We start from the raw sequence: 17,191 nt of genomic DNA, 5'->3' as shown, positions 1-17,191 counted from the left end.
ACCGACGGACACCAACCGTCAGGGGAGGGGCACATGACACCCGCACCGCAGCACAGCGAGGAACTCCGAGCCGCCGCGCGCCACTTCGGCCGCCGCCGGTTCCTCACCACGGCCGGCGCCGCCGCCGCGCTCGCCTTCGCCACCCAGCTGCCCGCCGCCGGCGCGGCGGCCGCCGCCGAGCTGGACGGCCGCCGGATCACCGAGGACCCGTTCACCCTCGGCGTCGCCTCCGGCGACCCGCTGCCCGGCTCCGTCCTGCTGTGGACCCGGCTCGCGCCCCGCCCCTTCGAGCCCGGCGGCGGCCTGCCCGCCGGGCGCGTCTCCGTCCACTGGGAGCTGGCCCGCGACGAGCGCTTCACCCGGCCCGTGCGGCGCGGACGCGCCACCGCGCACCCGGAGTTCTCCCACACCGTGCACGTCGAGGTCGAACACCTGGAGCCGGGCCGGGAGTTCTTCTACCGCTTCCGGGCGGGGGAGTGGACCAGCCCGGTCGGGCGGACCCGCACCGCGCCCGCGCCCTGGGCCCGGCCGGCGGAGCTGCGGCTCGGCGCCGTCTCCTGCCAGGCGTACCACGACGGCTACTTCACGGCCTACCGGCACCTCGCCGACGAGGACCTCGACGTCGTGTTCCACCTCGGCGACTACCTCTACGAGTACGCCGTGAACGCCACCGGCGGCGCCCGCGCCCACACCGACCGCGTCCTCCCGGCCGTCTTCAACCGCGAGACGGTCACCCTGGAGGACTACCGGCTCCGCTACGGCCTCTACAAGTCGGACCCCGACCTGCGGGCCGCGCACGCCGCGCACCCCTTCGTCGTCACCTGGGACGACCACGAGACCGAGAACAACTACGCGGGCGGCGTCCCCGAGAACGGCGTCCCGCCCGAGGAGTTCCTGCTCCGCCGCGCCGCCGCCTACCGCGCCTACTGGGAGCACCAGCCGCTGCGCCGCCCCCAGCTCCCCGAGGGCCCGGACATGCGGCTCCACCGGCGGCTGCGCTTCGGCCGGCTCGCCCAGTTCGACATCCTCGACACCCGCCAGTACCGCTCCGACCAGGCCTACGGCGACGGCTGGCAGGTCCCGGGCCCGCTCTCCGAGGACCCGGCCCGCACGATGACCGGCGCCGCCCAGGAGCGCTGGCTCCTCGACGGCTGGCGCGCCTCCGGCGCCCGCTGGAACGTCCTGCCGCAGCAGGTGGTGTTCGCCGAGCGCCGGGACCGCCCCACCGCCGACTTCAAGCTCTCCATGGACTCCTGGGACGGCTACCCGGCCTCCCGCGCGCGGATCCTCGCCGGCGCCGAGTCCGCCGGGGTGGAGAACCTGATGGTCCTCACCGGCGACGTCCACGTCGGCTACGCCTTCGACCTCAAGGCCGACTTCCGCGATCCGGGCTCGCGGACCGTCGGCACCGAGATCGTCGCCACCTCGATCGCCAGCGGCAAGGACGGCGCCGACCGCCCGTCGAACTACGACAAGCTCATGGGGGCCAATCCGCACCTGCGCTTCTTCAACGGGCGGCGCGGCTACGTCACCGTGTCCCTCGGTGAGGAGAGCGCCCGCGCCGACTTCCGTACGGTCCCGTACGTGACGACGCCGGGCGCCCCGGTCACCACCGCCGGCTCCTTCGTGACGGAGGCCGGCCGCCCCGGTCTCACGCCCGCGTGAGACCGGGGCGGCGGGGGCCCGCACCGGGGTGAGACCGGGCCTGCACGGCTCACACCCGGGTGAGCTCCGCCTCCTGCGGGTAGCGGACGCCGACGCGGTCCCGTACCGCGTCGAGCGTCCGCATCACGGCGAGGGTGCCGTCCAGCGGGACGAGCGGCGACTGCGTCTCCCCGGCCCGCAGGCACCGCATCACCTCGGCGGCCTCGTGCCGCATCGAGTGCGGGTCGTCGGTGTTGGTGAACTCCTCGGGCTCGGCGCCCTCCCGGTACAGCGTGAAACGCTCCGGGAAGAAGAAGCCGCGCGGCACCTCGATCCGGCCCTTCGTGCCGGTCACCGAGGCGGTCAGCGGGGTGTCCGCCTCCAGCGAGCAGGACAGCAGCGCCGAGGCGCCGGAGTCCCAGCCCAGCAGCATGCCCGTGTTCAGGTCGACGCCCTCAGGGGAGATCCGCGCGTGCGCCTGCACCGAGTCCGGCTCGCCGAGCAGCAGCTGGGCGAAGGAGACCGGGTAGACGCCGAGGTCGAGCAGCGCCCCGCCGCCGACCGCGGGGTCCCGCAGCCGGTGGTCGGCGCCGAACGGCCCGGCCAGCCCGAAGTCGGCCTGCACGGTCCGCACCTCCCCGACCGCGCCGTCCCGCACCAGCTCCGCGAGCTTCCGGACCAGCGGGTTGCAGTACATCCACATGGCCTCCATGAGGAAGAGGCCGCGGTCCCGGGCGAGGCCGACCAGCTCCTGCGCCTCCCGGGCGTTCAGCGTGAAGGCCTTCTCGCAGAGGACCGGCTTGCCCGCCTCCAGGGCGCGGCCGGCCGCCTCCCGGTGGGCGTGGTGCGGGGTGGCGACGTACACCACGTCCACCTCGGGGTCGGCGAAGAGGCCGTCCCACCCGCCGTACGCCCTCCCGATCCCGAACCGGTCCGCGAAGGCCCGCGCCGACGCCTCCGTACGGGACGCCACCGCCACCACCTCGGCGCCGTCCAGCTCCGCCAGGTCCGTCACGAACCGCTCGGCTATCCCGCCGGTCGCGAGAACGCCCCACCGCACCACGTCGTCCATGCCTGTCCACCCCAAGGGTCTCGATCAGCCCCGCCGAGCTGAGAGCATAGGCAAGGTTTCAACGAAACGGAGCAGTCGATGCCGGAAAGCGGCCAGAAAACAACACGAGGACACATAGCCGGACCGTCGTCGGCCGTCCCCCGCGCCGTCTCCGTCCCGGCCGCCCGGCGGGCCGGACTGCTCGTCACCCTCGTCCTCGGCGGACTCACGGCCCTCCCGCCGCTGTCCATGGACATGTACCTGCCGGCGCTGCCGGACGTCACCCGCTCGCTCACCGCCCCCGCGGCCACCGTCCAGCTCACCCTCACCGCCTGCCTCGCCGGCATGGCCCTCGGCCAGCTCGTCGTCGGTCCCATGAGCGACAAGTGGGGCCGCCGCCGGCCCCTGCTCGCCGGCATGGTCGTCTACGTCCTCGCCACCGCCGTCTGCGCCTTCGCCCCCAGCGCCGAGCTGCTCATCGCCTTCCGGCTCCTCCAGGGCCTCGCCGGCGCCGCCGGCATCGTCATCGCCCGCGCCGTCGTCCGCGACCTCTACGACGGCGTCGAGATGGCCCGCTTCTTCTCCACCCTCATGCTGATCTCCGGCGTGGCGCCGGTCATCGCCCCGGTCATCGGCGGACAGATCCTGCGGATCACCGACTGGCGGGGCGTCTTCCACGTCCTCGCCGTCATCGGCGTCCTCCTCACCCTCGTCGTGTGGCGCTTCCTCCACGAGACGCTGCCCCCCGAGCGGCGCCAGGAGGGCGGCGTCGGCCAGGCCCTGCGGACCATGCGCGGGCTGCTCGCCGACCGCGTCTTCACCGGCTACATGCTGTCCGGCGGCCTCGCCTTCGCGGCCCTCTTCGCCTACATCTCGGCGTCCCCGTTCGTCGTCCAGGAGATCTACGGCGCCTCCCCGCAGACCTTCAGCCTCCTCTTCGGGCTCAACTCCATCGGGCTCGTCGCCGTCGGCCAGGTCAACGGCAAGCTGCTCGTCGGCCGGGTCAGCCTCGACAAGGCCCTCGGCGTCGGCCTCTGCGTGATCCTGCTCGCCTCGGCGGCGCTGCTCCTGATGACCACGGGCGTCTTCGGCGAGGTCGGGCTGGTGCCGATCGCCGCGGGCCTCTTCGTCCTCATGTCCGCGATGGGCCTGGCGATGCCGAACACCAACGCGCAGGCCCTCATGCGCACCCCGCACGCGGCCGGGTCCGCCTCCGCGCTCCTGGGGACCTCCTCCTTCCTCATCGGCGCGGTCGCCTCGCCGCTCGTCGGCGTCGCGGGCGAGCGGACCGCCGTCCCCATGGCCGTCGTCCAGCTCTCCTGCGCGGCCGCCGCGCTCGCCTGCTTCCTCCTGATGTGCCGCCCGTGGCGCGTCGCCCGGGAGAGGGCCGCGTCCTGATGTGACGATCCCGGGATGTGCCACTACTGCGGTTGCCGCGACATCCCGCTGATCAAGGAGTTCATCGCCGAGCACGAGGCCGTCACCGACCTCGGCGGCGACGCGGTCCGCGCGCTCGGCGCGGGCGACCGCGCGCGGGCCGCCGCCCTCGCCGCCGAGATGACGGTGCGGCTGCGCGGCCACTGGGCGGGCGAGGAGGCGGGCCTTTTCCGGGTCATGGCCGAGAACGACGAGTACGCGGGGTACGTCTCCGCGCTCGTCGCCGAGCACCGCGAGCTCGACGCCTTCCTCACCGCCCTCGACCTGGACGACCCGGCCCAGCGGACCGCCTTCGTCCGCGCCGTCGACGAACTCCACGCGCACATCGCCAAGGAGGAGGACGGCCTCTTCCCCGCCTCCCTCACCGAACTCACCGGCGACCAGTGGGACCTGGCGATGAACGCCTGGAGCGCGGTGCACGGCCGCCCGGTCGCCCCGGCCGGAGCGGCGGGCGGCGGCGCCTAGACTGGATCGGTGAACGCCTCCACCGCCTCCGCCGAGTCCCTGCGCGCCGCCCTCGCCGGGCTCCTGGACGGCCTGCCGCGCGCGCAGGCCACGAAGGCCGTGGACCGGCTGATCAGCCACTACCGGGGGACGACCCCGACCGACGCGCCCGTGCTGCGGGACCGCTCGGACGTGGCCGCGTACGCCGCCTACCGGATGCCCGCCACCTTCGAGGCCGCCCGGGGCGCCCTGGACGCGCTGCGGGCGGCCGCCCCGGAGTGGGCGCCCGCCACCCACACGGACGTCGGCGGCGGGACGGGCGCCGCCGGCTGGGCCGCCGCCGACGTGTGGGACGGGCGGCCGCCGCGCACCACCGTCCTCGACTGGGCCGAGCCCGCGCTCGCGCTCGGCCGCGAGCTGGCCGCCGGGGTCCTGGACGCCGAGTGGCGGCGCGAGCGGATCGGCACCGCGCTGCGGCTCGACGAGACCGACCTGGTCACCGTCTCGTACGTGCTCAAGGAGCTGACCGAGGGCGACCGGACCGCGCTCGTCGCCGAGGCGGCCCGCGCCGCGCGCGGCGCCGTCGTGATCGTCGAACCGGGCACCCCGGACGGCTACGAGCGGATCATCGCCGCCCGCTCCGTCCTGACCGGCGCCGGCTTCACCGTCGCCGCGCCCTGCCCGCACAGCGGCGCCTGCCCGATCGAGCCCGGCACCGACTGGTGCCACTTCTCGGCGCGGGTCAGCCGCTCCTCGCTGCACCGGCAGGTGAAGGGCGGCTCGCTGCCCTACGAGGACGAGAAGTACGCGTACGTCGCCGCCGCCCGGTTCCCGGTGGCCCCCGCGCCCGGCCGCGTCACCCGCAGGCCGCAGATCCGCAAGGGCCTGGTCCTCCTCGACCTCTGCGGACCGGCGGGGCTCGGCCGCGAGACCGTCACCAAGCGCCACGGGCCCCTGTACAAGCAGGCCCGTGACGCCGAGTGGGGCGACTCCTGGCCGCCCGCCGGGGACGACTAGGGCCGCAGCTCCTGAGTGCAGCACTTCACGCTGCCGCCGCCCTTGAGGAGTTCGCCGAGGTCCATGCCGAGCGGCTCGAAGCCCCGGGCCCGCAGCGGTCCGAAGAGGCCGGTCGCCGTCTGCGGGAGCAGGACGTGGCGGCCGTCGCTGACCGCGTTGAGCCCGAGGGCCGCCGCGTCCTCCTCGGTCGCCAGGAGGGCGTCGGGGAAGAGCAGGGCGAGGACGGCCCGGCTGCCGGGGGAGAAGGCGCCGGGGAAGTACATGACCTCGTCGGCCGCCTCGTCGAGGACGCACAGCGCCGTGTCCAGGTGGTAGTAGCGCGGGTCCACCAGCTCCAGGCCGATCACCGGCCGGCCGAAGAACTCCTGGGCCTCGCCGTGGGACAGCGGGCTGGAGCGGAAGCCGGTGCCGGCCAGGATCCAGGAGGCGGTCACGGCGAAGTCGCCCTCGCCCTCGTTGACGTGCTCCGGGGCCCTCAGGTCCTCCTCGGCCCAGCCGTGGCGGCGGAACCACGCGAGGTGCGCCCCGGCCTCCGCGGCCCGCTCGGGGTGGGCGAAGCGGGCGCCGAGCACCCGTCCGCCGACGACCGTCGCGCCGTTCGCCGCGAAGACCATGTCCGGCAGCGCCGGGTCGGGGTCGAGGAGTTCGACGGTGTGCCCGAGGGCCAGGTAGCGGTCGCGGAGGTCCTCCCACTGGGCGAGGGCGAGCGGCAGGTCGACGGGTTTCGTCGGGTCCATCCACGGGTTGATGGAGTACGTCACCGTGAAGTGCGCGGGTGGGCACATCAGGTAGCGGCGGGGCGAGGACTCGCGCGGAGTGGAGCGCAATCGGGCCTCCTCACGGACGGGCGGCCCGCCGGGGCGGGCCGTTGGATCGGTGGAGCCATGGTCCGCTCTCGGGGCCCCGCGCGCAGTGGACCGTTCGGGTGGTTCGTCCCGCGCACACCCGATCGACTCCCGGCCGCCCCCTGGCGAGACGTGGCGTCTCGCCCGATGGTAGGTTCGGCGCCATGCCCGAGCCCAAGGCCCCCGACGCCTCCCGCCGCAGCGAGCGCTCCCGCCGCGCCATCTTCGACGCCGCCCTCGCCCTCGTCTCCGAGGCCGGCTACGCGAAGACCACCGTCGAGGGCATCGCCGCCCGCGCCGGCGTCGGCAAGCAGACCATCTACCGCTGGTGGCCCTCCAGGGCCGCCGTCCTCCTCGACGCCTTCCTCGACCTCGCCCGCCGCGCCGCCGAGGAGGCCGGCGCGACCGAGGGGCAGACCGAGCTGCCCGACACCGGCGACCTCGCCGCCGACCTCCGGCTCGTCCTGCGCGCCACCGTCGACGAACTCAACAACCCGCTCTACGACGCCCCCACCCGGGCGCTCGCCGCCGAGGGCTCGACCGACCCCGAGCTCGGCGCCCGCTTCACCGCCGCCCTCCTCGAACCCCAGCTCCAGGTCTTCGGCCGCCGCATCGAGGCCGCCCAGGCCGCCGGCCAGGCCGACCCGGCCGTCGACCCCCGGCTCGCCACCGAACTCCTCGTCGGCCCGCTCCACCACCGCTGGCTCCACCGCACCGGCCCCCTCACCCACGCCTACGCCGACGCCCTCGTCGAGCACGCCCTGCGCGGCCTCACGCCCCGTCCGTGACGAGCGTGAGCGTCGTCACCGGCCCCGGTTCCCCACTCCGGTCACCCGGGGAGCAGGATGGTGGGACCATGGGCGGAGCCGAACGGGCGAGCATGAGCTGTGAGGGGATAGATGGGCGACGGCATCGGCCGCTACCGCGGCACGGAGAGCAAACTCGCACAATGGCTGCGCAGGCGCCCGAAACGCACCGCGGCCGACGACGGGAACACCCGCGAGACGCTGCTCCTGGCCGTCGCCGACGCCGGACTGCCCCTGGCCCCCGCCGCCCACCCCGTCGGCTACAGCTGTTCCTGTGAGCGGATCGGCTGTCCGACCCCCGGCCGGCACCCGGTCTCCTTCGCCTGGCAGACCCAGTCGACCACCGACCGCGCCCAGATCGAGCGCTGGGCGCGGAACGGGCCCGAGGCGAACTTCGTCACCGCCACCGGCATGGTCCACGACGTCCTCGACGTGCCGCTGGCCGCCGGCCGCGCCGCGCTGGAGCGGCTCCTCGCCGAGGGCGTCGAGGTCGGACCGGTCGCCGAGTCCCCGGACAGCACCGGCGACGGCGGCCGGATGCTCTTCTTCACCGCCACCCGGGGCACCCCCGAGGACGAGGACGAGTGGTGGCCCTGCGAGCTCGACTGCCACCCCGAGACCATGGACGAGCATCCCGGCCTGCGCTGGCACTGCCGCGGCAGCTACGTCCTGGTGCCGCCCGCCCGGCTCCCCGGCGACGAGGCCGACCACCCGGTCGTCGGCTGGGTCCGCGGCCCCGAGCACGCGCTGCCCGACCCGCTGAACCTCCTGGAGACCCTCACCGACGCCTGCGCCCGGCACGCCGCCGAGCGCGCGGCGCAGGGCGACGACCACGCCGCCCACGGCGTCGCCTGGCCGCTCACCCGCTGAGCGCCGCCCCGGCCGGGGGAGGGGTCAGGAGCCCTCGACGGAGACGACGCCCTGGAGGCGTCCGGCGAAGGTGACCGCGTCCTTCTCCGCGCCGGCGGGCTTCACCAGGACGACCTGGCTCGACATCCACTCCTTGGTCACCGTGTTCACGACCTCGCCCTTCATCAGGGCCTTGAGCTCCGGGCCCACCTTCGGGCGGTAGCCCTTCGCGGTCGTCTGGCGCTCGTAGTGACGGCTCGCGAAGAAGACCAGCGCCCCGCCGTCCTCCGTCGCCAGCGCCAGCGGCGCGAAGTCGCCCGCGTCGGCGGGCCGGTCGATCCACTGGGTCGCCAGGCCCGGCCGCCGGGCCGTGCGGGCCCGCTTCTCGCGCCACTGGCTGGTGTGCGCGCCCGCCGCGAAGAGACCCGTACCGCCGTCCTTGAGGTAATCGGCGTACCGCTCGCTCAGTTCCTCCGGCGCGATCGCCGTCGCCTTCGAGGCGGCGTCGACCGGCACCTCGCCGCCCTGCTCCCCGGCGAACCCGGGCATCGCGTCCTGGCCGACGATCGCCAGGTGGGCGGCCTTCCACGGCTGGTCCGGGCCGTTCTTCAGGAAGGCGACCAGCCAGCGGTCGTCCGCCCGGGGCGTGCCGTCGTCGCGGCTGGCGTCGGTGTCCGCGACGAACCAGCGCGGCCAGCCCGCCTTCCGGGGGACCAGGAAGCGGGCGTCGCGCAGCTCCAGCGGCTCGTGGTCCGGGTTGCCCTTCGGCTGGGTCACCGACTTCGACTTCAGGCCGGCCTGGTTGATCGCCCCCAGCGGACCGGTCACCCGGTCGGCGTCGAGCGTCGGGTCGTTGGCCTTGTCGGCCCGGTTGAACGCGGTGACGAAGGCGGCCAGCGCCGCCGTCGCCTCGTCGGGCGTCGCCCCCGCCACGACCGCGGTCTCGCCGTGGACGGTCACACAGCCGCTCGCCGTCAGCGCCACGACGGTCGCCGCGGCCACGGCCGCCAGGGACCCGCCCCGGCGCCGTCCCTCAGACCGCCGGGTCTGCCGCTCCAGCCTCAGCCTTCTCATCGGTCGCCTTCTGCTTCTCCACGCGCACGGACGGACCCGACCCTATCGGGGCGAGGAACAGCGCGAGCGCCGGGATCAGATAGAGCGCCCACACCGTGACCTGAAGCACCGTCGGGTCGGGCTGGAAGTTGAACACGCCCTTGAGGACCGTGCCGTACCAGCTGTCCGGCGGGACCGCCGCCGAGACGTCGAAGGCCTTGTCGGCGAGCCCGCCGAGGAAGCGCGCCTCCTGGAGATCGTGCACGCCGTACGCGAGGACGCCCGCCGCGACCAGGACCAGCATCCCGCCGGTCCAGGTGAAGAACTTCGCCAGGTCGATCCGGAGCGCGCCCCGGTAGAACAGCCAGCCGAGCAGCACCGCCGTCAGCAGCCCGAGGACCACGCCGGCCAGCGGGGCGTGGCTGCCGTCGGAGGAGGCGCGGACCGACGCCCACACGAACAGGGCGGTCTCCAGGCCCTCCCGGCCCACGGCCAGGAACGCGGTGGCGACCAGCGCGCCGGTGCCCATCGCCAGGGCCGCGTCCAGCTTGCCGTGCAGCTCCGCCCTGAGGTGCCGGGCGGTCCTCTTCATCCAGAAGACCATCCACGTCACCAGGACCACGGCGAGGATCGACAGGGAGCCGCCGAGCAGCTCCTGCGCCTCGAAGGTCAGCTCCTGGGAGCCGAACTCCAGGCCGGCGCCGAAGGCCAGCGCGAGGGCGACGGCCACGCCGATGCCGGTCCAGACCGGCTTCAGGGCGTCCCTGCGGCCGGTCTTCACCAGGTAGGCGATGAGGATGCAGACGACGAGGCTGGCCTCCAGGCCCTCGCGGAGGCCGATCAGGTAGTTGCCGAACACGGCGGACTCCTTCCGGGGATTACGAGAAAAGGGCGCGGCCCCACCAGTCGTCCGCGTCGCGGACGCCCGGCGGGACGGCGAAGACCGCCGAACCGACGTGCTGGACGTACTCGTTGAGGGCGTCCGCCTTGGCCAGCGCGGTCTGCACCGGGACGAAGCCGGACCGCACGTCCCGCTGGTAGGCGAGGAAGAACAGGCCCGCGTCGAGCCGGCCGAGGCCGTCCGTGCCGTCGGTGAAGGAGTAGCCGCGGCGCAGCAGCCGCGCGCCGCCGTTGGCGTCCGGGTGGGCGAGCCGGACGTGCGAGTCCGGCTTCATCGCCTTCAGGAACGGCTCGTCGTGCTCCTTCGCCCTGCCGACCGGCGCGCCCTCCTTCTTGTCGCGGCCGAAGATGTCCTCCTGCTCGGCGAGCGGGGTGCGGTCCCAGGTCTCGACGTTCATCCGGATCCGCCGGGCGACCAGGTACGAGCCGCCGGCCATCCAGGCGCCGCCGCCGGTGGCCTCCTCCGGGCCGACCCACACGTGCCGGTCGAGGGCGGCGGTGTCGGTGCCGGCGACGTTGCGGGTGCCGTCCTTGAAGCCGAAGAGGTTGCGCGGGGTCTGCGCGTCCGGGGTGGTCGAGGACGTCTTGCCGAAGCCCAGCTGGGACCAGCGGACCGCGACCGTGCCGAAGCCGATCCGGGCGAGGTTGCGGACGGCGTGCACGGCGACCTGCGGGTCGTCGGCGCACGCCTGCACGCACAGGTCGCCGCCGCTGCGCGCCGGATCGAGGTTGTCGCCCGGGAACCTGGGCAGCTCCACCAGGGCCCCGGGCCGCCTGTCCTTCAGCCCGAAGCGCCCGTCGAAGAGCGAGGGGCCGAAGCCGATGGTGAGGGTGAGGCGGGACGGCCTGAGGCCGAGCGCCTCGCCGGTGTCGTCCGGCGGCGCCTCCGGGAGCCCGCCGTACGCGCCCTCGCCGACCTCGCGGCCGGCGGTCATCCGCTCGGCGGCCCGGGTCCACTCCTGGAGGAGCTCCACCAGCTTCTCGCGGTCGTCGGTGGTGACGTCGAAGGCGGCGAAGTGCAGCCGGTCCTGGACGGCGGTGGCGATGCCGGCCTGGTGCGGGCCGTGGAAGGGGACGGCGGCACCGCCGTCGGCGACGGGCGTGGCGGCGTCCCCGTCGCGGGTGACCGCGACGGCGGCGCCGGCCACGGCGGCGCCGAGGGCGAGGCCGCCGCCGGCGGCGAGGACGGTGCGGCGGGCGGGGGTCACTTGACCACTGCCGCGGCGAGCTTGGAGAGCGGCTCGGCAAGCGCGTTGACGCCGTCCGACAGCTCCTTGCGCTCGGCCTTGCCGACCTTGTCGTAGGAGGTGAAGTCGTAACCGGCCTTGTCGGCGCGGTACTTGTCGAGCAGCGTGTTCAGCGCGGCGAACTGCTCGTCCAGTTCGGCGGTGAGCGCGGCGTCGTTCCTGGCGGCGACCGGCTTGAGCAGGTCGAAGGACTTCTGCGCGCCCTCGACGTTGGCCTTGAAGTCGACCAGGTCGGTGTGGGAGTAGCGCTCCTCCTCGCCGGTGACCTTGCCGGTGGCGACCTCGTCGAGGAGCTCCTTGGCGCCGTTGGCCATGGAGGTGGGGGTGATCTCGGCGGTGCCGACGCGCTTCACCCAGTCCGCGAGGTCCTTGTCGAGCAGGTCGGCGAGCTGCTTCTCGCGGGCGGTGATCCTCCCGTCCTGCCAGAGCGCCTTCTCCAGGCGGTGCCAGCCGGTCCAGTCCTTCGCCGGGTCCTGGCCCTCCTCCAGGCCGTCCTCGCGGACGTCGACCTTCGGGTCGATGTCGCCGAAGGACTCGGCGACCGGCTCGGTGCGCTCCCAGCCGATGCGGGAGGGGGCGTAGGCCTTCTTCGCGGCCTCCAGGTCACCGGCGCGGACGGCGTCGGTGAAGACCTTCACCCTCGGCAGCGTCTCCTCGGCCTGGGCCTGGACGTACTGGCGGTACGCGGCGACGGCGGCGTCCATCTCGGCGGAGCGCTTCGGGGCGGCGGCGCCGCCGGTGAGGGTGACGGCCTGGCGGATGCCGGCGCCGGTCATGCCGGGCTTGCAGACGATCGCGTACGAGCCGGCCTTGATCTCGGCGGTGAGCGTGGCCTTGGTGCCGGGGCCGATGTTCTCGCGCTCGGTGACGATCCGGTCGTCCGGGTAGAGGACGTACACCTCGGTGACCTTGGAGCCGCGGTTCTCCACGTTCAGGGTGACGTGGCCGGCCGGGAACTCCTTCTCCGACACCTCGCAGGAGTCGTCCTTGGCGGTGACGGTGACGCCGTCGCCCTCCGCCTTGGCGTCGCTCTTGGCGGTGCATCCGGTGACGGCGGCCAGGACGGCGGCGCCCGCCAGGGCGGTGGCGGCGGTGGTGCGGACGGCTCGCATGAGGGCTCCAGGTCGGGGGGCGGGACGGGGGGACGGGCCGGGAATGCCACTGAGGCGGACCTAACTTAACCGAGGCTTACCTCAGTCAAACCCGCCCGTCCAGTGATGTGACTCTCACGTCCGGCGGATCGGACACGGCGCGGTCACAGGTGCGCCATCGCCGCCCCATCCCGGGGTCAAGGACCGGTCAAGCAGGGCGCTTCGCCCCGTTTCGAGGCGCGGGCGCGTCCCGCCGGGGGACGACCTGCGGGACGCCCGTCCGCGGGTGCGGGAAGACCTCCACCGGCTGCCGGTAGACCCGGCTCAGCAGCTCCTCGCCGAACACCCCGGCGGGCGGCCCGTCGGCGGCCACCCCGCCCCCGTGCACCACCCCCACCCGGTCGGCGTGCGCCGCCGCGAGCCCCAGGTCGTGCAGCACGACCACCACCGCGTCCCCGGCCGCCGCCCGCTCCCGGCAGACCCGCAGCACCAGTTCCTGGTGGCGCAGGTCGAGCGCGGCCGTCGGCTCGTCGAGGAGCAGCAGCCCGGTCCGCTGGGCCAGCACCCGGGCCAGCGCCACCCGGGCCCGCTCCCCGCCGGAGAGCGCGGAGAAGGGACGCGCGGCGAACTCCGTCACCTCGGTCGCGGCCATCGCCTCCGCCACGGCCGCCTCGTCCTCCCCCGCCCGCTCCGTCCCCGCCCACGGGGCCCGGCCCATCCGGACCACCTCCTCGACCGGGAAGGGGAAGGACAGTTCGGCGGTCTGCGGCAGCACCGCCCGCCGCAGCGCCAGCTCCGGCGCGCTCCAGTCGCCGGCCGCCCGGCCCCCGATCCGTACCGTCCCCGCCCCGGGCGCCAGGTCCCCGGCGAGCACGGACAGCAGCGTCGACTTCCCGGCGCCGTTCGGCCCCACCAGGGCCAGCACCTCCCCGGCGCGCACCTCGATCCGGGCGCCGTCGAGGACGGTCCGCCGCCCCCGCGCCACCCGCACCGCGTCCGCCGCCGCCACGGTCCCGCCGCGCTCCACGGCCGCGGGCAGCTCCCGCGTACGCCTCCCGAACCAGCCGATCACGCCCAACCACCCTGCTTCCGACGGGTCCTGCGGAGCAGCCAGAAGAAGAACGGGCTGCCGATGAGGGCGGTGAGGACGCCCAGGGGGAGTTCGGCGGGGGCCGCGAGGGTGCGGGCCGCCAGGTCGCCGGCGGTGAGCGCGACCGCTCCGCCGAGCGCGCTGCCGGGGATCAGGAAGCGGTGGCCGGGGCCGTTCGCCATCCGCAGCACGTGCGGGACGACCAGGCCGACGAAGGCGACGATGCCGGAGACCGCGACCGCGGCCGCCGTCAGCAGCGCCACCACCAGGATCAGCGCGATCCGCAGCCGCTCCACCTCGACGCCCAGGTGCCGGGCGGGCCGCTCGCCCAGCGCGAGCAGGTCGAGCCGGCGGGCGTACAGCGGGGCGACGGCCAGGCCGAGCAGCGCGCACGGCAGCACGGCGAGCACCTTGGGCCAGGTCGCCTGTGCCAGCGAGCCCAGCTGCCAGAAGGTGATCTGGCTGATCTGCGCGTTGTCCGCGAAGAAGATGAAGAGCCCGATGAGCGCGCCCGCGAAGGCGGTCACCGCGATGCCGGTGAGGATGAGGGTGACGACCTCCGTCCGGCCGCCCGAGCGGGACATCGCGTACACCGCCACCACCGTGAGCAGTCCGCCCCCGAAGGCGAAGACCGTCACCGTCCAGGTGCCGAGGAAGCCCGCGCCGAGCACGATCGCGCCGACCGCGCCCACGGCGGCGCCGGAGGAGACGCCGATGACGCCGGGTTCGGCGAGCGGGTTGCCGAAGACGCCCTGCATCAGCGCGCCGGCGCAGCCGAGGGAGGCGCCGACGAGGAGGGCGAGCACCACCCGGGGCAGCCGGATGTTCCACAGCACGCTCTCGGCGGTCCGGTCGAGCGCGTGCCCGCCGAGTCCGGCGCGGTGCTGGACCGAGGCGAGGACGTCGCCGAGCGGGATGCCGTACGCGCCGATGCCGGCGGACAGCAGGGCGAGCAGCGGCAGCGCGGCGAGCAGCCCGCCGGTGAGCAGCGCGGTCCTGCCCCGCCGGGGCGGCGGCGGGTCCGCCTTCGCGGCGGGGAGCACGGGCCGTTCCCGCACGGCCGTCACTTCGCCTCCCCGTACAGCTGGTCCACGAGCGAGGCGAGCACCCGGTCGGTGCGCGGACCGTAGTTGAGGAGGACGCCGTCGTCGACGGAGACGATCCGGCGGGCGGCGCCGGCCGGGGTCTCGGCGACCCCGGGGATCTTCGCGAGTCCGTCGACGCCGCCGACGGACTCCAGGCCCTTGGTCATGACGAGGATCGCGTCCGGCGCCGCCGCGGCGAGGGCCTCGCTGGTGAGGGGGGTGAAGTCCTTCTCCAGTCCGGACTCCTTGCCGGCGTCGACCGCGCCGGCCGCCTCCAGGAGGGAGCTCGCCCCGGACCCGGCGCCGCCGAGGAGGTAGACGGCGGCCGAGCCGCGCACGTAGAGGAAGGCGACGCGCGGCCTGTCGGCGCGGGCGGGGACCTTCCGCCGTACGGCGTCGAGCCGTTCGGCGGTCCGCTCGCGCAGGGCCGTGCCGGCGGCGGGGACGCCGAGGGCGGCGGCCACGTCGTCGATGCGGCCGCCGACGTCGTCGAGGTCCCCGGCGGCCGGGACGACGACGAGCGGGACGCCCGCGTCGCGGATCTGGGCGACGGCCTCGGCCGGTCCGGTGGTGGACTCGGCGAGGACGAGGGTCGGCCGCAGGGAGAGGACGCTCTCGGCGGAGACGTCGTGGGCGCGGGTCACCACCGGGAGGTCCGCGGCCTGTTCGAAGGTGGCGGTGACGTCCCGGGCCACGACCCGGTCGCCGAGGCCGAGGGTGAAGACGATCTCGCTGAGCGAGCCGCTGAGCGGCACGATCCGCTCGGCCGAGCCGACGGTCACCTTCCGGCCGTCGGCGGAGGCGACGGTGACGGGCAGTCGGGGGGAGGCGGGGGAGGGGAGCGGTTCGACCCGGTCGGGGGCGGCCGCCGTTCTCGCCGCGGCCGGAGCGGCCGGGGTGTCCCCGCCGCCGCATCCGGTCGCCGTGAGGGCGAGGGCGAGCACTGCTGTCAGCGCTCCCGCGAGGCGAGTTCTGCGCACCGGACACCGTCCTGTCGTTCCGCTGGGGGAGGTTCGTCGCCCGGCTCTCGGTCCGCTCCGGTGAGCGGGGGTTCCGGCCGGAACGGGATGTAGCTTAGGTTAGCCTTACCTCACTAGCTAGCCCCGGAGGGGTGCCCCATGCTGCCGTCCAGACCCTGCCGCGCACTCGCCGTGACCCTGTTCGCGGCCCTGCTGGCCGCCCTCGTCCCGGCCGCCGGCGCCCGCGCGGAGAGCCGCCCGGTGCAGGGCGGCCGGCTGGACTGGGGCATCAAGTCCTCCTTCCAGGGCTACGTCACCGGGCCCGTCGCGCAAGGGAACTGGAGCCTCACCGGCGGCGCCGCCACGGTCGGGTCCCAGTACCGCTTCCACTCCGCGCGGGGCTCGTACGACCCCGCCACCGGCGCCTTCGAAGCCGCCTTCACCGGCGGCGTCCGCTTCACCGGACACCGCGGGGCCGACGGCACGAACGAACTCGACCTCACCATCAGCCGCCCTCGGATCCGGATCCGGGGCGGAACCGGCACCCTCTACGCCGACATGGCGAGCAAGGCCAAGGACACCGGCCGGATGACCGTCCGCTCCCGGGTCCCGCTCGCCACCCTCGGCCTCGGCGGCGTCGACATGCGCGGCGGCACCAGCCCCGTCTCCCTCGCGAACGTGCCCGCCACCCTCACCGCCCAGGGCGCCACCGCCTTCGCCGGCTACTATCCGGCCGGCACCGCGCTCGACCCCGTCAGCCTCACCGTCGACGTGCGGACGGCGGCCCCCGCCGCCTCCCCGACGACCGCACCGGCGGCGACCCCGAGCGCGACCCCGAAGCCGCAGGCGACCGCCAGAGCCCTCCGCGCCGCCGCCGTCGACTGGGGCGTCCGCCGCACCTTCCGCGAGTACGTCACCGGCGCCATCGCCCAGGGGGAGTGGACCCTCGCCGACGGAGCCCAGGACGGCGGAGCCCTCTTCCGCTTCCCCTCCGGCACCGGCCGCTACGACCCCGCCGCGGGCACCCTAGACGCCTCCTTCGCCGGCAGCGTCCGCTTCACCGGCACCCACCTCGACCTCACCCTCGCCCGGGTCGCCGTCACGGTGACCGGCGGCACCGGCACCCTCGCCGCCGACGTCACCAGCGCCGGGAAGACCGAGAAGGCCGTCCCCCTCGTCACCTTCGCCGCCGGCCGCCTCGCCCCGGAGAACGGCCTCGCCGTGGTCACCGAGGCACCCGCCACCCTCACCGAGGGCGGCGCCCGGGCCTTCGGCGGGATGTACAAGGCGGGCACCGCGATGGACCCGGTCTCCCTCGCCGTCTCCACCGACCCGGCCGTCGCGCTCCCCGCCCTCCCCGACCTCGGCAGCGACCCCACGACCACCCCCTCCGCCGCGGCCTCCCCGGCCCCTTCGGCCACGCCGTCGGCCTCCGCCGCGCCCGTGGCCGCCGCCTCGTCGGACTCCGGCGCCCCCGCCGCCGTCTACGCGGGGATCGCCGCGGCCGTCCTGGCCGCCGCCCTCGCCGCGTACGCCCTCCCGCGCCGCCGCCGCACCGGAGCGACGGCGCCCACCGACTGACCCTCCCCCTCCGCCTCCCGCACGGGCCGTGCCTGACGCCCGCGCGGCGGCCCGCCACACCCCCGTACACCCCCGTACACCCCCGTACACCC

16 protein-coding genes are annotated in these 17,191 nt (G+C 75.1%); 7 read left to right on the top strand and 9 right to left on the bottom strand.

The window, feature by feature from the left end:
- The first annotated feature begins 33 nt into the window (after positions 1-33).
- Positions 34-1,665 (top strand): alkaline phosphatase D family protein, encoded by a 1,632-nt coding sequence (locus tag ACF1ED_RS12975; protein ID WP_391759569.1) that lies wholly within the window; start codon positions 34-36, stop codon positions 1,663-1,665.
- Between the two features lie 49 nt (positions 1,666-1,714).
- On the opposite strand, the gene ACF1ED_RS12970 is transcribed toward ACF1ED_RS12975, so the two are convergent.
- Positions 1,715-2,716: a Gfo/Idh/MocA family protein gene (locus ACF1ED_RS12970; protein ID WP_391759567.1), complete on the bottom strand. Its 1,002-nt coding sequence runs from the start codon at positions 2,714-2,716 to the stop codon at positions 1,715-1,717.
- 78 nt (positions 2,717-2,794) lie between these two features.
- On the opposite strand from ACF1ED_RS12970, the gene ACF1ED_RS12965 reads away from it, so the two are divergent.
- From ACF1ED_RS12965 to ACF1ED_RS12955, 3 genes are read left to right on the top strand one after another with little or no spacing between them, the layout of a single operon-like run.
- Positions 2,795-4,093 (top strand): Bcr/CflA family multidrug efflux MFS transporter, encoded by a 1,299-nt coding sequence (locus ACF1ED_RS12965; protein ID WP_391759565.1) that lies wholly within the window; start codon positions 2,795-2,797, stop codon positions 4,091-4,093.
- 15 nt (positions 4,094-4,108) lie between these two features.
- On the top strand, positions 4,109-4,597 hold the full coding sequence (locus tag ACF1ED_RS12960) for a hemerythrin domain-containing protein (RefSeq protein WP_391759563.1): 489 nt from the start codon (positions 4,109-4,111) through the stop codon (positions 4,595-4,597).
- A gap of 9 nt (positions 4,598-4,606) precedes the next feature.
- The gene (locus ACF1ED_RS12955; RefSeq protein WP_391759561.1) at positions 4,607-5,593 is read left to right on the top strand and encodes a small ribosomal subunit Rsm22 family protein; all 987 of its coding nucleotides are present in this window, start codon (positions 4,607-4,609) and stop codon (positions 5,591-5,593) included.
- On the opposite strand, the gene ddaH is transcribed toward ACF1ED_RS12955, so the two are convergent.
- The gene (ddaH, locus tag ACF1ED_RS12950) at positions 5,590-6,420 is read right to left on the bottom strand and encodes a dimethylargininase (protein ID WP_391759559.1); all 831 of its coding nucleotides are present in this window, start codon (positions 6,418-6,420) and stop codon (positions 5,590-5,592) included. The two genes, ACF1ED_RS12955 and ddaH, sit on opposite strands and share 4 nt — an antisense overlap.
- Before the next feature lie 182 nt (positions 6,421-6,602).
- Between ddaH and ACF1ED_RS12945 the strand changes: the two genes are divergently transcribed.
- Together ACF1ED_RS12945 and ACF1ED_RS12940 are read left to right on the top strand one after the other, a co-directional pair.
- Positions 6,603-7,226, top strand: coding sequence for a TetR/AcrR family transcriptional regulator (locus ACF1ED_RS12945; protein ID WP_391759557.1), 624 nt, complete (start codon positions 6,603-6,605; stop codon positions 7,224-7,226).
- 111 nt (positions 7,227-7,337) lie between these two features.
- Positions 7,338-8,114, top strand: a complete 777-nt coding sequence (locus tag ACF1ED_RS12940; RefSeq protein WP_391759555.1) for a bifunctional DNA primase/polymerase — start codon at positions 7,338-7,340, stop codon at positions 8,112-8,114.
- A 24-nt stretch (positions 8,115-8,138) separates the two neighbouring features.
- On the opposite strand, the gene ACF1ED_RS12935 is transcribed toward ACF1ED_RS12940, so the two are convergent.
- The 7 genes from ACF1ED_RS12935 to ACF1ED_RS12905 all read right to left on the bottom strand — a co-directional run bounded on the left by ACF1ED_RS12935 (position 8,139) and on the right by ACF1ED_RS12905 (position 15,539).
- Positions 8,139-9,167 (bottom strand): hypothetical protein, encoded by a 1,029-nt coding sequence (locus ACF1ED_RS12935; protein WP_391759553.1) that lies wholly within the window; start codon positions 9,165-9,167, stop codon positions 8,139-8,141.
- Entirely contained in the window at positions 9,127-10,005 is an 879-nt protein-coding gene (gene efeU / locus ACF1ED_RS12930; protein WP_391759551.1) for an iron uptake transporter permease EfeU, read from the bottom strand. Before efeU ends, ACF1ED_RS12935 begins: the two co-directional genes overlap by 41 nt.
- 19 nt (positions 10,006-10,024) lie before the next feature.
- Positions 10,025-11,254, bottom strand: coding sequence for an iron uptake transporter deferrochelatase/peroxidase subunit (gene efeB / locus ACF1ED_RS12925; protein WP_391759549.1), 1,230 nt, complete (start codon positions 11,252-11,254; stop codon positions 10,025-10,027).
- Entirely contained in the window at positions 11,251-12,405 is a 1,155-nt protein-coding gene (efeO, locus tag ACF1ED_RS12920; RefSeq protein WP_391759547.1) for an iron uptake system protein EfeO, read from the bottom strand. Before efeO ends, efeB begins: the two co-directional genes overlap by 4 nt.
- Before the next feature lie 187 nt (positions 12,406-12,592).
- Positions 12,593-13,456, bottom strand: coding sequence for a heme ABC transporter ATP-binding protein (locus ACF1ED_RS12915; RefSeq protein ID WP_391759545.1), 864 nt, complete (start codon positions 13,454-13,456; stop codon positions 12,593-12,595).
- Positions 13,453-14,532, bottom strand: a complete 1,080-nt coding sequence (locus tag ACF1ED_RS12910; RefSeq protein WP_391759774.1) for a FecCD family ABC transporter permease — start codon at positions 14,530-14,532, stop codon at positions 13,453-13,455. Before ACF1ED_RS12910 ends, ACF1ED_RS12915 begins: the two co-directional genes overlap by 4 nt.
- A 5-nt stretch (positions 14,533-14,537) precedes the next feature.
- Positions 14,538-15,539 (bottom strand): hemin ABC transporter substrate-binding protein, encoded by a 1,002-nt coding sequence (locus ACF1ED_RS12905; protein ID WP_391759543.1) that lies wholly within the window; start codon positions 15,537-15,539, stop codon positions 14,538-14,540.
- 138 nt (positions 15,540-15,677) lie between these two features.
- On the opposite strand from ACF1ED_RS12905, the gene ACF1ED_RS12900 reads away from it, so the two are divergent.
- A complete protein-coding gene (locus ACF1ED_RS12900) occupies positions 15,678-17,099 on the top strand; it encodes an HtaA domain-containing protein (protein ID WP_391759541.1) in 1,422 nt (473 codons plus the stop codon).
- Positions 17,100-17,191: the final 92 nt, after the last annotated feature.

The organism is Streptomyces sp. NPDC014656, from assembly GCF_043084305.1.
Taxonomy (GTDB): domain Bacteria; phylum Actinomycetota; class Actinomycetes; order Streptomycetales; family Streptomycetaceae; genus Streptomyces.
The sequence above is the reverse complement of the archived record's forward strand: the minus strand, read 5'-3'. Positions and strand labels throughout refer to the sequence as shown.